At 65.4% G+C, this 13720-nt stretch carries 12 protein-coding genes; 7 read left to right on the forward strand and 5 right to left on the reverse strand.

Annotated elements, in window-relative coordinates; translation table 11 throughout:
* Positions 1 to 8: 8 nt before the first annotated feature.
* The 3 genes from LY622_RS04995 to LY622_RS05005 are packed head-to-tail and all read right to left on the reverse strand — an operon-like array spanning position 9 to position 3093.
* Positions 9 to 482, reverse strand: coding sequence for a cytochrome c-type biogenesis protein (locus LY622_RS04995; protein ID WP_234289881.1), 474 nt, complete (start codon positions 480 to 482; stop codon positions 9 to 11).
* A complete protein-coding gene (locus LY622_RS05000) occupies positions 479 to 1087 on the reverse strand; it encodes a DsbE family thiol:disulfide interchange protein (RefSeq protein WP_234289882.1) in 609 nt (202 codons plus the stop codon). The genes LY622_RS04995 and LY622_RS05000 overlap by 4 nt, the downstream gene beginning before the upstream one ends.
* A complete protein-coding gene (locus LY622_RS05005) occupies positions 1087 to 3093 on the reverse strand; it encodes a heme lyase CcmF/NrfE family subunit (protein ID WP_234289883.1) in 2007 nt (668 codons plus the stop codon). Before LY622_RS05005 ends, LY622_RS05000 begins: the two co-directional genes overlap by 1 nt.
* A gap of 367 nt (positions 3094 to 3460) precedes the next feature.
* Between LY622_RS05005 and LY622_RS05010 the strand changes: the two genes are divergently transcribed.
* The gene (locus LY622_RS05010) at positions 3461 to 3985 is read left to right on the forward strand and encodes a peptidylprolyl isomerase (RefSeq protein ID WP_305038561.1); all 525 of its coding nucleotides are present in this window, start codon (positions 3461 to 3463) and stop codon (positions 3983 to 3985) included.
* A 273-nt stretch (positions 3986 to 4258) separates the two neighbouring features.
* On the opposite strand, the gene LY622_RS05015 is transcribed toward LY622_RS05010, so the two are convergent.
* Both LY622_RS05015 and hemE read right to left on the reverse strand, forming a co-directional pair.
* Positions 4259 to 4627, reverse strand: a complete 369-nt coding sequence (locus tag LY622_RS05015; RefSeq protein ID WP_234289884.1) for a VanZ family protein — start codon at positions 4625 to 4627, stop codon at positions 4259 to 4261.
* Positions 4620 to 5702, reverse strand: coding sequence for a uroporphyrinogen decarboxylase (gene hemE / locus LY622_RS05020; RefSeq protein ID WP_234289885.1), 1083 nt, complete (start codon positions 5700 to 5702; stop codon positions 4620 to 4622). The genes LY622_RS05015 and hemE overlap by 8 nt, the downstream gene beginning before the upstream one ends.
* Positions 5703 to 5887: 185 nt before the next feature.
* Between hemE and ribA the strand changes: the two genes are divergently transcribed.
* The 6 genes from ribA to LY622_RS05050 all read left to right on the forward strand — a co-directional run bounded on the left by ribA (position 5888) and on the right by LY622_RS05050 (position 13586).
* Positions 5888 to 6523: a GTP cyclohydrolase II gene (ribA, locus tag LY622_RS05025; RefSeq protein WP_234289886.1), complete on the forward strand. Its 636-nt coding sequence runs from the start codon at positions 5888 to 5890 to the stop codon at positions 6521 to 6523.
* A gap of 77 nt (positions 6524 to 6600) precedes the next feature.
* The gene (trhA, locus tag LY622_RS05030; RefSeq protein WP_234289887.1) at positions 6601 to 7272 is read left to right on the forward strand and encodes a PAQR family membrane homeostasis protein TrhA; all 672 of its coding nucleotides are present in this window, start codon (positions 6601 to 6603) and stop codon (positions 7270 to 7272) included.
* A gap of 224 nt (positions 7273 to 7496) precedes the next feature.
* Entirely contained in the window at positions 7497 to 9218 is a 1722-nt protein-coding gene (locus tag LY622_RS05035) for a sensor histidine kinase (protein WP_234289888.1), read from the forward strand.
* 38 nt (positions 9219 to 9256) lie between these two features.
* Entirely contained in the window at positions 9257 to 10603 is a 1347-nt protein-coding gene (locus LY622_RS05040) for a sigma-54-dependent transcriptional regulator (protein WP_234289889.1), read from the forward strand.
* A gap of 212 nt (positions 10604 to 10815) precedes the next feature.
* Positions 10816 to 12156, forward strand: coding sequence for an ABC transporter substrate-binding protein (locus LY622_RS05045; protein WP_234289890.1), 1341 nt, complete (start codon positions 10816 to 10818; stop codon positions 12154 to 12156).
* 107 nt (positions 12157 to 12263) lie between these two features.
* Positions 12264 to 13586 carry an ABC transporter substrate-binding protein gene (locus tag LY622_RS05050; protein WP_234289891.1) on the forward strand — a complete coding sequence of 441 codons (1323 nt, stop codon included), beginning with the start codon at positions 12264 to 12266 and terminating at the stop codon, positions 13584 to 13586.
* Positions 13587 to 13720: the final 134 nt, after the last annotated feature.

The following is a 13720-nucleotide window of genomic DNA, read 5'->3' on the forward strand; positions in this document are numbered from 1 at the left end:
CTCCGGGTTCACTCGCCGCTGCGTATGCGTTGCAGCGTCGCGCGCTCCTGTTCAGTGAATTCCGGGCGCTGCGCCATGCGCTTGCGCCCCACGATCATTCGCCACCAGGCGATGCCTCCGACCAGCAGCAGCAGGAAGGGGCTGGCCCACAGCAGGGCGGTATTGGCCTGCAGTGGCGGCCGATAGCGCACGTAATCGCCATAGCGCTGCACCATGAAGTCGACGATGGCATCGGCGTCATGGCCGGCCAGGGTCATGTCGTAGACCCGGCGACGCATATCGGCGGCGAGTTCGGCGTTGGATTCATGGATGGTCTCGCTCTGGCACACCGTGCAGCGCAGCTCGCGCACCAGGGTGTCGTACTGGCGCTTCTGGGCTTCGCTTTCGAACTCGATTGGCTGGCCGATGGCCAGCGCCATGGCAAGCCCCGCCGCCAGCCAGAGCGGCAAGCCAAGCAGGCTCAGGATCAGGAATCGCTTCATGACTGCGCCACCCTCCTGCTGTCACTTGCCCGCTGCTCGGCCCTCAGCTTTTCCGCTCTCAGTTTTTCCGCTCTTAGCTTCTCCGCTCTCAGTTTTTCCACCAGGGGCAGTACCTCGTCGAGCAGCAGCTGCCGGTTGAGCGGCCCGATGCGCTTGTAGCGGATCACGCCTTCGGCATCGAGCACATAGGTCTCCGGCGTGGCGTAGACGCCCCAGTCGATACCGGCATCGCCGCGGGGGTCGTAGGCGATGACCTGATAGGGGTTGTCGCTGACACTGAGATAGCGCAGGGCCGCATCGCGCTCGTCGCGATAGTTGAAGGCATGAATGGGTATGCCGCCGGCGGCCAGCTCCATGAGCAGCGGCTTCTCGGCGCGGCAGGTGCTGCACCAGGTGGCCCAGACGTTGACCAGCGCCACTTCGCCGATGAAATCCTGCTCGGTGAGGATATGCTCGGCGTCTTCCAGCGCTTCGAGCTCGAAGGCCGGCGCCGGCTTGCCCACCAGCGGCGAAGGCAGGTCGCGTGAGTTCATGCCCAGGCCGATGAACAGCAGGCCGAGCAGGGCCGATATGGCAATCAACGGAATCAACAGACGCAGGTTCATCAGGTGGTCACCTCCCGCGCAGGGCCGCTTTCCTGGGTGCCGGCGCGGTGGCGCCTATCGACGGCGCGATTGCGTGCCAGCCGGTAGCGTCGATCGCTGGCCGCCAGCAGTCCGCCCAGGGAGAGCAGGATGGCACCGGACCACATCCAGAACATGTAGGGCTTGTAGTAGAGGCGGAAGCTCCAGGCGTCGCCCACCAGCCGTTCGCCCAGGGAGACGTAGACATCGCGGGTCGTCGCACGGTGCAAGGACGCCTGATTCATGGGGTTGCCGGGCTGGGTGTCGTAGTAGCGGCGCTGGGGCAGCAGGGTCGCCACCGGCCGGCCATCACGGGTCACATCGACGACCGCCTGGTCGGCATCCCAGTTGGGGCCGCGCACCGTCTCCATGCGCTGCAGGGTGAAATCGAAGCCCGCCGCCGAGGTGGTCTGGCCCGGCTCCATGCGCACGTCGCGCTCGACCTCGTAGGTGTTGACCATGGCGATGGCCACCACGATCAGCGCCAGCCCCACATGGGCCAGGTGCATGCCCATGAAGCTGGGACGCATCACCTTGCGCAGCCGAGTGCCCAAGGGCTGCCGCGCCGACCCCATGCGCTTGTGGATATCCAGCAGCGCAGTAAGGATGATCCAGCTGGCGAGCATCAATGACAGGGCGGTCAGCGGCCGCCAGGCGCCCATGGTAAGCGGCCAGAGCCCGCCGGCGATGACGCTCACCAGCAGGGCCCAGCGCAGTTGGCGGAAGGTGTCGCTGGGGTTGGCCTGCTTCCACATCACCGCGGGGCCGAGGCCGATCAGGAACAGCAGCGGCAGCATCAGCGGGGCGAAGACGGTATCGAAGTAAGGGGGGCCCACCGAGATCTTGCCCAGGCCGAAGGCGTCCAGCGCCAGCGGATAGAGGGTGCCGATGAATACCGCCGCGCAGGCCACTGCCAACAGCACGTTGTTGGCCATCATCAATGACTCGCGGGAGTACCAGGCGAAGGAGCCGCCAAGCCCCACCCAGGGTGCCCGCCAGGCGTAGACGGTCAGCGACCCCAGCAGGGTGATGGTGAGCATGCCCAGGATGAATACGCCGCGCTCCGGGTCGGTGGCGAAGGCGTGGACCGAGGTGATGACGCCCGAGCGCACGATGAAGGCACCCAGCACGGTCAGGGCGAAGGTAAGGATCGCCAGCATCAGCGTCCAGACCTTGAAGCCGCCGCGCTTCTCCGTCACCGCCAGCGAATGGATCAGCGCGGTGGCGGTCAGCCAGGGCAGGAAGGAGGCGTTTTCGACCGGGTCCCAGAACCACCAGCCACCCCAGCCCAGCTCGTAGTAGGCCCACCAGGAGCCGATGGCGATACCCAGGGTGAGGAAGACCCAGGCCACCGTGGTCCAGGGGCGCGACCAGCGTGCCCAGGCGGCATCGAGGCGACCGCCGAGCAGGGCCGCCATGGCGAAGGCGAAGACCACCGCCGTTCCCACATAGCCCATGTAGAGCAGCGGCGGATGCAGGATCATGCCCGGGTCCTGCAGCAGTGGATTCATGCCGCGCCCATCCATGGGTCCCGGGACGATACGCTCGAAGGGGTTGGAGGTGAACACGGTAAACGCAAGGAAGCCGATCGAGACCATGCCCAGCACGGCCAGCACCCGGGCCAGCATCTCCCGGGGCAGCGACCGGCTGAAGATCGCCACGGCGACACCCCAGGCAGCCAGCAGCCACACCCACAGCAGCAGCGATCCCTCATGGCCGCCCCAGACCGCCGTGACCTTGTAGATCGTCGGCTGGCTGAGGCTGGAGTGGCTGGCCACATAGCGTACCGAGAAGTCGCTGACCACGAAGGCCCAGACCAGCACCGCCAGGGAGATCGACAGGAAGACGAACTGGCCGGTGGCCAGGAAGCGCCCCGTGCGCATCAGGCGGGCATTGTCGAAGTACGTGCCCAGCAGGGGCAGTATGCTCTGGACCACCGCCAGGCATAGCGCCAGTATCAGTGCGAAGTTTCCGAGTTCCGCCACCATGGATTGGCTACCTCCCGCCTATCCCCGGCTCGGAGAGGATCACCCTGCCAGCCGGTCACTATCTGGATATTCATGGGCGAGGCATCACGGCTTGGAAGAGATCAGCGGTAGGTGCCCCGACCCGCATAACCGAATGGTCCGGCGATCGGCGCATAAAAGCCATACTGCGTACTTCTTTACTCCGGACTGTTGTGATCCACGTCAAACAATCCAGCGTGGCGGGATGTCGCGCCACGACCCCACGCATCGAAAGCCTGACATCGGGGCCTTTTCTAGGCACACTCACAGCGTCCTTTCGTGCTGCATACAGGAGCCCCCCGTGCTGAAACGAACTCTGTTGACCCTACTCCTTGCCGGCACCCTGCCGCTGGCCGCCCAGGCCGATGCGACCAACGCCGATGTCATCCTGCATACCAACCACGGCGAGATCGCCATCGAGCTGTTCCAGGAAGAGGCCCCCGAAAGCGTCAACAACTTCCTGACCTACCTGCAGGACGGCCACTACGACGGCACCGTCTTCCACCGCGTGATCGACGGCTTCATGATCCAGGGCGGCGGTTTCGACGAAGACTTCCGCCAGAAGTCCACCCGGGATCCGATCACCAACGAAGCCGACAACGGCCTGAAGAACGAGCGCGGCACCCTGGCCATGGCGCGTACCGGTGCCCCGCATTCGGCCACCGCCCAGTTCTTCATCAATGTGTCCGACAACGCCTTCCTCGATCACCAGGGCACCCACTCCGGCCAGGCCTGGGGCTATGCGGTGTTCGGCCAGGTCGTCGACGGCATGGACGTGGTGGACGCCATTCGCGCGGTGCCCACCACCACCCGGGGGCCGTTCCAGGACGTCCCCGTCGAGCCGGTGATCATCGAGCGTGCCGAGCTGCGCTAGCCTTGACGCGATTGCCAGGCTGAAAACAACGACGCCCCGTCACCTTGCGGTGACGGGGCGTCGTTGCGTATCAGTGCTACAAGCCTAGGCCGGTGTTTTTATGAAGCCTCGGACCGGAGCTGAAGCTTCCTCCGACAGCGTCGTGGCACCGTTGGTGGATAGAATCGCTGTCGGAGCGCTGCTCTGCATCGCGACTGGCGCCGTCAGGCGCCTCGGCGGAGGACTCTTTCAGTGCGGCTCAAGATTGGCCCGATGGCTGATCAAGGTGAGTAATCAGGTAAACCTTTTGCGAAACGCATGCAATACCAGCACGGCAGTTGCCGCGCCAAGGCTGTTGGCCAGGATATCCCACCAGTCCCCGCCGCTGCGGCCGGGCACCGGTATCTGCAGGTATTCGATGCAGATGCCGAAAAGCACCACGAAAACGAAGGTGCGCACCAGCGGCAGCCCGGCCAACCCAACCAGGCCAGCCAGGCCCGCATAGCCGACGAAATGATTGAACTTGTCCCAGGGCAGGGTCTTGGGCATCTCGCTACCCGGGGTCAGGCTGCCGATGGCAATGACAATGGCCGCCAGAATGGCCAGCACCGCCCACAGGCGGTGCCGGTCATGCCAGGCTTGCAGCGTGCTTCTGTCAGGCATTCTGGTACTGGATGGTGCGGTGATACTGCGGGCTCAGCTCGTTCAGCGCATCCATGAAGGCGGTGACGTTGTCCGGATCGGTGAACTGGCTGATACCGTGGCCCAGGTTGAAGATATGCCCCGGCCCGTGCCCGTAGCTGTCGAGTATCCGTCCCACCTCGGCGCGAATGGCCGCCGGGCGGGCGAACAGCACGTTGGGGTCCAGGTTACCCTGCAGCGCGACCTTGTGCCCGACCCGGGCGCGGGCGTCGGAAAGCTCCGTGGTCCAGTCGATGCCCACGGCATCTGGCCCGGCAAGGGCGATATCCTCGAGCCACTGGCCGCCGTTCTTGGTGAACAGGATCACCGGTACGCGCCGGCCCTCGTGTTCGCGGATCAGGCCGGCGACGATCTGCTCCATGTAGCGCAGCGAGAACTCCAGGTAGGCCGGCGTGGAGAGCACGCCGCCCCAGGTGTCGAAGATCTGCACCGCCTGGGCACCGGCCCGAATCTGGGCGTTCAGGTAGTCGGTGACCGCATAGGCCAGGGTATCGAGCAGCTGGTGCATGGCATCGGGGTTGTCGTAGAGCATGGTCTTCACATGGCGGAAGTCCTTGCTCGAGCTACCCTCGACCATGTAGGTGGCCAGCGTCCAGGGGCTGCCGGAGAAGCCGATCAGCGGCACGCGGCCATTGAGCTCGCGGCGAATGGTCGAGACCGCGCGCATCACGTAGTCCAGGTCGCGCTCGGCATCCGGCGCCTTCAGCGCTGCCACATCGGCCGCAGTGCGCACCGGCTTGCGGAATTTCGGCCCCTCGCCGGTCTCGAAATAGAGCCCCAGCCCCATGGCATCGGGGATGGTGAGGATATCCGAGAACAGGATGGCGGCATCCAGCGGATAGCGCTCCAGCGGCTGCAGCGTCACCTCACAGGCCAGTTCCTGGTTGCGACACAGGTCCATGAAGTCGCCGGCCACGGCGCGGGTGGCGCGATACTCCGGCAGGTAGCGGCCGGCCTGGCGCATCATCCATACCGGCGTGCGGTCTACCGGCTGGCGCGCCAGGGCGCGCAGAAAACGGTCGTTCTTGAGTTCCATGCAGGCAGTCATCCACAGGAAATGTCGGGCCATTGTAGCGCATGATCTTGCGCAGGGCTTGACCGAGGCCAAGGGAAAGACGGAACGCGATTCGGCCCGTCGCTCAGTCGTGAGCCCCGGCGGCGTTCCTGCTAGAATGCTGGATTCACTTCCGGCATCGCCGTGGTCTTTCACCGAGGTACCCCGTGACGATTCGATTCATCGCCGCCTCCCGGCTGCCCACACCCTGGGCCACCTTCACCATGCACGGCTTCGAGGACGACGCCACCGGCAAGGATCACATCGCCCTGACGCTGGGTGACGTGGCCGATGGCGAGCCTGTGCTGGGGCGGGTTCACTCCGAGTGCCTGACCGGGGACGCCCTGTTCTCGATGCGCTGCGACTGCGGCTACCAGCTTCAGGAAGCGCTGAAGCGCATCGCCGACGAGGGGCGCGGCGTGCTCTTCTACCTGCGCCAGGAGGGGCGCGGCATCGGCCTGCTCAACAAGATCCGCGCCTATCACCTGCAGGACCAGGGCGCCGATACCGTCGAGGCCAACGAACAGCTGGGCTTCGGTGCCGACATGCGCCGCTACGATCTCTGCGTGCCGATGCTCGATCACCTGGGTGTGCAGGGACTGCGCCTGATGACCAACAACCCGCGCAAGGTGGATGCCCTGACCAAGGCCGGCGTTACCGTTACGGAACGAGTCCCCCTTACCACCGGTCTCAACCCTCATAACGAGCACTATCTGTCGACCAAGGCCGGCAAGCTCGGCCACATGATGGCATTGGGCGACTTCACCCAAGCCAGCGACGTGGATATCGAACGCAAGCCCTGAGCCGCTGGCCGGCATCGGGCCCTCCTGACAGAGACCTGCCGATGCCACAACCTGCGCCTTCCCCCGAGCCTCGAGCCATGCCCCACTCCCTGCCGCGGGGCAATCACCGCCACAGCGCCATCGAGGAGTGGCTCAACAGCATCAGCCACGGTATCGGCGCGGTGCTGAGCCTCGTCGGTGTCGTGGTGCTGATCGTGCTGGCCAGCCTGGCCGCCCACGTCGACCCGTGGAAGCTCGTCGGCATCAGCCTGTACGGGGTCACCCTGGTACTGCTCTACACCGCCTCGACCCTCTACCATGGCGTTCGCCATCCGCGACTCAAGCGCGTGTTCCAGCACCTGGACCACTGTGCCATCTACCTGCTGATCGCCGGTACCTATACCCCCTTCCTGCTGGTCAACATGCGCGGCACCACCGGCTGGACGCTGTTCGCCATCGTCTGGGGCCTGGCGCTGGCCGGCATTGCCTGCAAGCTCGCCTGGCCCCACCGCTTCACCGTACTGCGGGTGACGATCTACCTGATCATGGGCTGGCTGATCGTCTTCGCCAGCGGCGAGATGAGCGCCAGCCTGCCCACCGCCGGCATCGCCCTGCTCGCGGCCGGCGGTATCACCTACACCCTCGGCGTGATCTTCTTCGCCATCAGTGCGATCCCCTTCAACCATGCCATCTGGCATCTTTTCGTGCTGGGCGGCAGCACCTGCCACTACTTCGCGGTATACGCCGCGGTACTGCCGTTCGGGGGCTAGATGCTTTCTGAGTGCCATTCCCAAGCCTGTTTCAAGGCCCTTGTTCAAAGCCCTGTTTCAAAGCCCTGTCTCCAGACTCAGCCCAGGCGCCCTGTCTCTTTGCGGGCGGCGATCTTGGTGCGCAGGGGAGGAAACGCCAGGAAAAATATTGCGCTTCATCAATAAGGCTTCTTTCGTGTAAAACATGGGGAAAGCACAGCTCACAATAACAACAAAGGATCTGCATGAAGCCTCGGCTCAGTCTGGTTGGTCGCTACTCCTTCCTGTCGCTGACACTGATGATCGGTTCGGTGGCGGTGCTGAGCGCGCTCTATGCAACGGTCGCGGATTCGGTCACGGAGCGCCTGGCCGGTGAACGGCTGGAAGCTCAGGTGGCAGGCACGGCCAACCGGCTGACCAACTTCATCGAGAACCGCATCTACCAGCTCGAGACCCTTTCGACCCACCCCTCCATGCCCCTGTACCTGCTCTACAGCGATGCGGTGCCGGAAGGCCTGCAGGAGCTCGTACGGGTGGAAGCCGACGCGCCCGACCTCTATGGCATTCTCTTCTTCGATGCCAACGACAGACTGTCCGAGGTGATCCCCGGGCAGGCGGCATCCGGGCAGCCCTACTGGGGCCGCGATAACTGGTCAATCCGCGAGCTGCCTTCGGTCTATCTGGGCACCAGCGAGATCATCGGCCCGAGCCTGACCTCGGGCTCCGGCCCCGGCTGGCTGCTCATCCGCCAGCCGCTGAGAGACATCGCCGGCCAGAGCACCGACGGTGCGATAGCGCTTCATGTGCGCCTGGCTTCCCTGACCGAGCTGATGCGCACCGAAAGCCTGGCCGGCGTGCTACGGCCGTTCCTGAGAACGCCCGCCGGCGATCTGCTGGACCCGACGGGAAACCTCAAGAGCAGCGAACCGGAAGGGCTGCGGACCGGCCCGGAAGTGCTGCCCGGCTGGCGCATTGACTATCTGGTTTCCGCCGGAGACATTCTCAGCCCGCTACGTAACGCACAGTTCGGCCTGTATGCGCTTGCCGGCGTGATGGCGCTCGGCATCGTCGCCCTGTTCTGGGCGTTGGCCAGAAGCCTGCGCCGGCGGGTGAGCCGACTGGTCGCAGGGGCCGAAGCCTTCGCCTCCGGCAACCTGCACTTCCGGCTGGTGACCCCACGCAACGACAAGGATGAGATCGATGTGGTCGCCCATGCCTTCAACGCCATGGCCGACCGGCTGCAGGAGATGATCGAGCGAACCGTACAGGCGGAGAAGATGGCGGTGCTGGGCGAATTCGCCACTGGCGTGGCCCATGAGGTGCGCAACCCGCTGGCAACGATCAAACTGACGGTGCAGGCCCTGGAAAAGGGCGAGCCGGAAAGCCGGCGCCGGGACCTGCTGATATCCGTGGAAGAAGAGATCGACCGGCTCAATCGTGTCGTCGGCGACCTGCTGGATTACGGCCGGCCAGTCGCCGGTGAGCCGCAAGCCGTGGCGATCGGCCAGGTATTCAGGCACGCTTCCATCTTGACCTCCGGCCTTGCCGACAGGCGGGGCGTTGCCGTCACCGTCAGTGGCAATCCATGCCTCGCCGTCTATGCCAGCCCGGACCAGGTGATCCAGTGCCTGGTCAACCTGGTCGCCAATGCCATCCAGGCGTGCGAACCGGGCTGCCAGGTGCAGCTGAAGGCTTTTCCCAGCGGTGACAGCGTGACGATAGCGATCATCGACGACGGCTGCGGCATGGATGAGACGATCCTGGCCCAGGTGATGGAGCCGTTCTTCACCACCCGCCAGGAAGGCACGGGGCTCGGCTTGAGCATTACCCGTCAACTGATAGAACTGAATGGTGGCAGGCTGGAGATCCATAGCACACCGGGAAAGGGCACGACCGTATCCATGAGGCTCCCCCTGGTGCCGGTCGACGCCATGGCACAGCAGGAGTCAGCACCGCAGGATTCGTAGCGCCGCTACCATAACAAGAGCAACAATCAGAAAACGCCATGCACACAGATATCCTGATCGTCGATGACGAAAAGAGCTTCGTCCGTTCGCTGACATTCGCCCTGGAAGAAGCCGGCTTCACCACCCGCAGCGCCCATTCCGGCGAAGCGGCCCTGACCGCACTGGCGGACGCCCAGCCAGGGCTGATGCTGCTGGATCTGCGGCTGCCGAAGATGAGCGGCATGGAAGTGCTCGATACCGCCGCCCGCCTTTACCCGGCGCTGCCGGTGGTGATGGTGTCGGCCCATGGCGATACGCGAGCCGCCGTGCAGGCCGTCAAGGCCGGCGCGACCGACTATCTCACCAAGCCCTTTGCCCTGGACGAGCTGCTGCATCTCGTCGGAGCCATCACCGAGCGCACTCAGCTGCGCGATGAGCTGGCCTACCACCGTAGCCGTGGCGCCTCCTCCTCGGGGCTTGTGGGGAGCAGCGATGCCATGGAGCAGCTCTGGCAGACCATCCAGCGCATCGCCGGCAGCAGTGCCGGCCGCATCCTGCTGCTGGGCGAGTCCGGCACCGGCAAGGCCGTGGTGGCCAGGGCCATCCACGACCAGAGCCCGCGCAGCGACAACGCCTTTGTGGAGATCAACTGCGCCGCCCTGCCGGAGCAGTTGATCGAGGCGGAGCTGTTCGGTGCAGAGAAGGGGGCTTACACCGGCGCGCATCAGAAGCGATCCGGCCTGGTGGCCCTTGCCCATGGTGGCACGCTGTTCCTGGACGAGATCGGCGAGTTGCCCCTGCCCCTCCAGGCCAAGTTCCTGCATTTCCTCGAGAATGGCGACTACCGACCGGTGGGGGGGTCTGCCAGCCATACCGCCGATGCCCGTGTCATCGCCGCGACCAACCGCTCACTGGAAGCCGAAGTCCGCAACGGGCACTTCCGGGAGGACCTGTTCTTCCGCCTCAATGTCATTGAACTCTCCATCCCCCCGCTACGCGAACGGGGCGCGGATATCGAAGAGCTGCTGCATGTCTTCATCGACGCCCAGGCCCGGGAGGAGGGTTGCCGACCCATCACCGTGCCCAGGGAGACGCTCGGCCTGCTGATCGCCTATAGCTGGCCGGGCAATGTGCGGGAGCTGCGCAACCTGGTCGAGCGCCTGACCATCCTGTATCCCGGCCAGCGGATTCGCCCCGGCCAGCTACCCACCGAGTTCCATCAAGGCCCGGCAGCGAGCGATCAGGCTCAAGACCCCTCTCTCGGCGAGCGCCTGCAGAGTACCGAGCGGCAGCTGGTACTCGATGCGCTCGACAAGACCGGTGGCCACAAGGGCCAGGCCGCCCAGCAGCTGGGGCTGTCGCGCCACGCCTTCAAGCGCCGCCTGCAACGCCTGGGCCTGGCCTAGGAGCCTGGCCGAAGATCCTCGTCGAGCGGTAACCGCTCACCTTCTCGCGCCGATGAGCGCTATCCGCTCACCTCTCGTACCGCTGTGACCGAGAGAGCCCCGGAGATGGGGCACTCTCGGCATGGCACGCTTATTGCTCATGCTATAGACCAGCAGGTTTATAACAACAATCAACGACCACACGCCGGACTGAACCGGTCCAGGAGGCAACCTTGCCGGGACTGATAACCCGCCTGCGCTCCGCACAGGGCGCTCGCGTTTTCGCCACCACCCTGATGCTGGCCCTGTATGGCCTGCCTGCCGCCCATGGCACAGAGGCCATGAACGAGACGACCTCGGTGGGCCGGGTGGAACTGGGTGCGGACGCCGCAGACGCCGACGCCACCATCGCCTGCCTGTATCCGATGACCGGGCGCTCCGCCAGCTACGGGCGGGACAGTATCGTCGCGATCCGCATGGCCCTCGACGAGCTGGCCACCGACCCGGCGGCGCCCCGCCTGCGGGTCATCGTCGATGACTCCCGCTCCAAGGCCTCCTTCGCGGTGCGCATGGCCGAGGACTTCATCGAGCAGGATAGCGCCAACATTCTCTGCGGCATGGTCAGCTCCGGCGTCGGCATGGCCGTCAGCCGCCTGGCGCGGCAGCGCAAGACCATCCTCATCGGCACCGACCATGCCTCCTCCCGCGCCGTGCTGGAAGAGGGTCATCGCTACTACTTCAGGGTCTCCAGCGATACCTGGCACTCCCAGGCCGCCGGTGCGCGATACCTGCAGGAACTCCAGCAGCAGGAAGGCTGGAGCAAGGTCGCCTTCCTCGGCCCCGACTACGAATATGGCCGAGTCGCCTGGCGCGACCTGCAGGAGGCCTTCGACCTCTACGACGTCGACTACCAGGTCACCGGCAGCTACTGGCCGAAACTCTACGAACCGGATTACTCCCTCTATATCCAGTCGCTGCTCGAGTCGCCGCCGGACGTGCTGGTGGTCGCGCTGTGGGGCGGGGATTTCACCGCCTTCATCGACCAGGCCCGCACGACCCGCCTGTTCAGCCTGATGCGGGTGGCCAACTTCGATACCGGCGGCGACTACGAGACCCTGGTGGCCCTCGGCGACACGCCGCCGGAAGGCCTGATTCTCTCCGCACGCCACCACGTCAACTGGCCCCCGACGGCGCTGAACCGCCAGTTCGTGGAGCGGTTCCACGAGCGCTCCGGCCGCTACCCCAACTATTCGGCCCAGGGTGCCTGGGCCGGCATCCTCACCGTCGCCAAGGCCATCACCCTGGCCGGTGACGTGACCGACACCGAGGCGATGGTCGAGGCGCTGAAAGGCCTGGAGATCCACTTGCCCAAGGACCCGGAAGGCTACGTCTCCTACATCGACGCCGAGACCCACCAGATCATCCAGGCCCAGGCCATCGGCACGCCGGTGCCCAGCCAGGATTATCCCCCCGCCCAGGTGGAGCTGGGGAACTGGAAAGTCTACGACGCCGAGTCCCTGAAACCCTCGCCGGCTCTCGTCGAGAGACGACGCGGCACGCCCGGTGGTGGCTAGCCCCTCCACCGTTTCCTTCACGTACCACCCGCACCTTGCGAGACAACGACGCACCGCAGAACGCAGCAACGCCACATGGCACACAACAACAATCAAGGAGTAGAACCATGAAGCACGCCACTCAACCCGGACGCTGGAAGCGTACCCTGCTCAGCACCACCACCGCCGCGGCCATCGCCTCGGCGGGGATGATGGGTATCAGCGCGACAGTCCAGGCAGAAGAGACCTTCAAGGTCGGCCTGGTCACCTTCCTCTCCGGCGGCGCCTCGGGGCCCTTTGGCGTTCCCGCCGCCCAGGCGGCGGAAACCGTGATCAAGGCGATCAACGCCGGGGAGCTTCCCCCGCCCTACGACACCCCGGGCATCAACGGCCTGCAACTGGAATCCGTGGTCGTCGACGAAGCCGGCGGCCCCACCCAGCAGGTCGAGGAGTACCGCAACCTGGTGCAGCGCCAGAGCGTGAATGCGGTGATCGGCTATATTTCCAGCGGCGACTGCCTGGCCGTCGGCCCCGTGGCAGAAGAGCTGCGGACCTTCACCATCGCCTTCGATTGCGGCACCCCGCGCATGTTCGAGGAACTCGACAACCCCACCTACTTCTTCCGCACCGGCCTCGATGCCGTCGCCGACAACGTGGGCGCGGCGCGCTATCTGCTGGACCTCCACCCCGACGTCACCCGTGTCGCCGGCATCCAGCAGAACTACGCCTGGGGGCAGGACTCCTGGCTCGACTTCACGCTCTCCATGGAGCAGCTGATGCCGGACGCCGACATCGTCAACAACCAGACGCCACAGCTCTTCTCCGGCAGCTACGGCAGCGAGATTTCCGCCCTGCAGACCCGCCGGCCCGAGATCGTCCATTCCAGCATGTGGGGCGGCGACATGGAGTCCTTCGTCTCCCAGGCCAATTCCCGTGGCCTGCTGGGCCAGGCAACCGCCATCCTGACCACGGGTGAATCCGGCCTGCACCGGTTCCAGGGCCAGGCCCCCAACGGCACCATCCTGGGCGGACGTGGCCCCTTCGGTGCCTTCATGCCGGAAAACGCGCTGAGCGAGTGGTTCAACGAAGCCTACGAAGCCGAGCACGGCACCAAGCCCAGCTACCCCTCCTCGAAAATGGCCCAGGCCATCCTTGCCCTGAAGTTTGCCGCCGACAATTCCGGTGCCGACGGGGTACCCACCAGCGAGCAGCTTGCCAGCACCCTGAAAGGGGCCGAGTTCGAATCCGTCAGCGGCACCGTGCGCATGGCCCTGGCCGGTGGCCACCAGGCCATGCAGGACATGCTCTACGGCGAGTACCACTACACCCCCGGCGAAGGTGCCGAGCTGCGTAACGTGCGCTCCTACCGCGGCGAATGCGTCTCCGCGCCGGATGGCCAGAACGCCCAGGAGTGGATCGAAGCCGGGTTCCCCGGCGCCCAGTGCGACTGACACTCTCCCCTGCCGGCAACCTTCGGGTTGCCGGCCCCCGGGAATCACTGCACCCGACTCGGTACGCCAGACTCTTGCCTCGTCACGTTCCCGACGACCGGCAGGCATGGCGCCGGGTACCCGCAGCGTTTCCT

It is taken from the genome of Halomonas alkalisoli, assembly GCF_021412585.1.
GTDB classification, from domain to species: Bacteria; Pseudomonadota; Gammaproteobacteria; order Pseudomonadales; family Halomonadaceae; genus Halomonas; species Halomonas alkalisoli.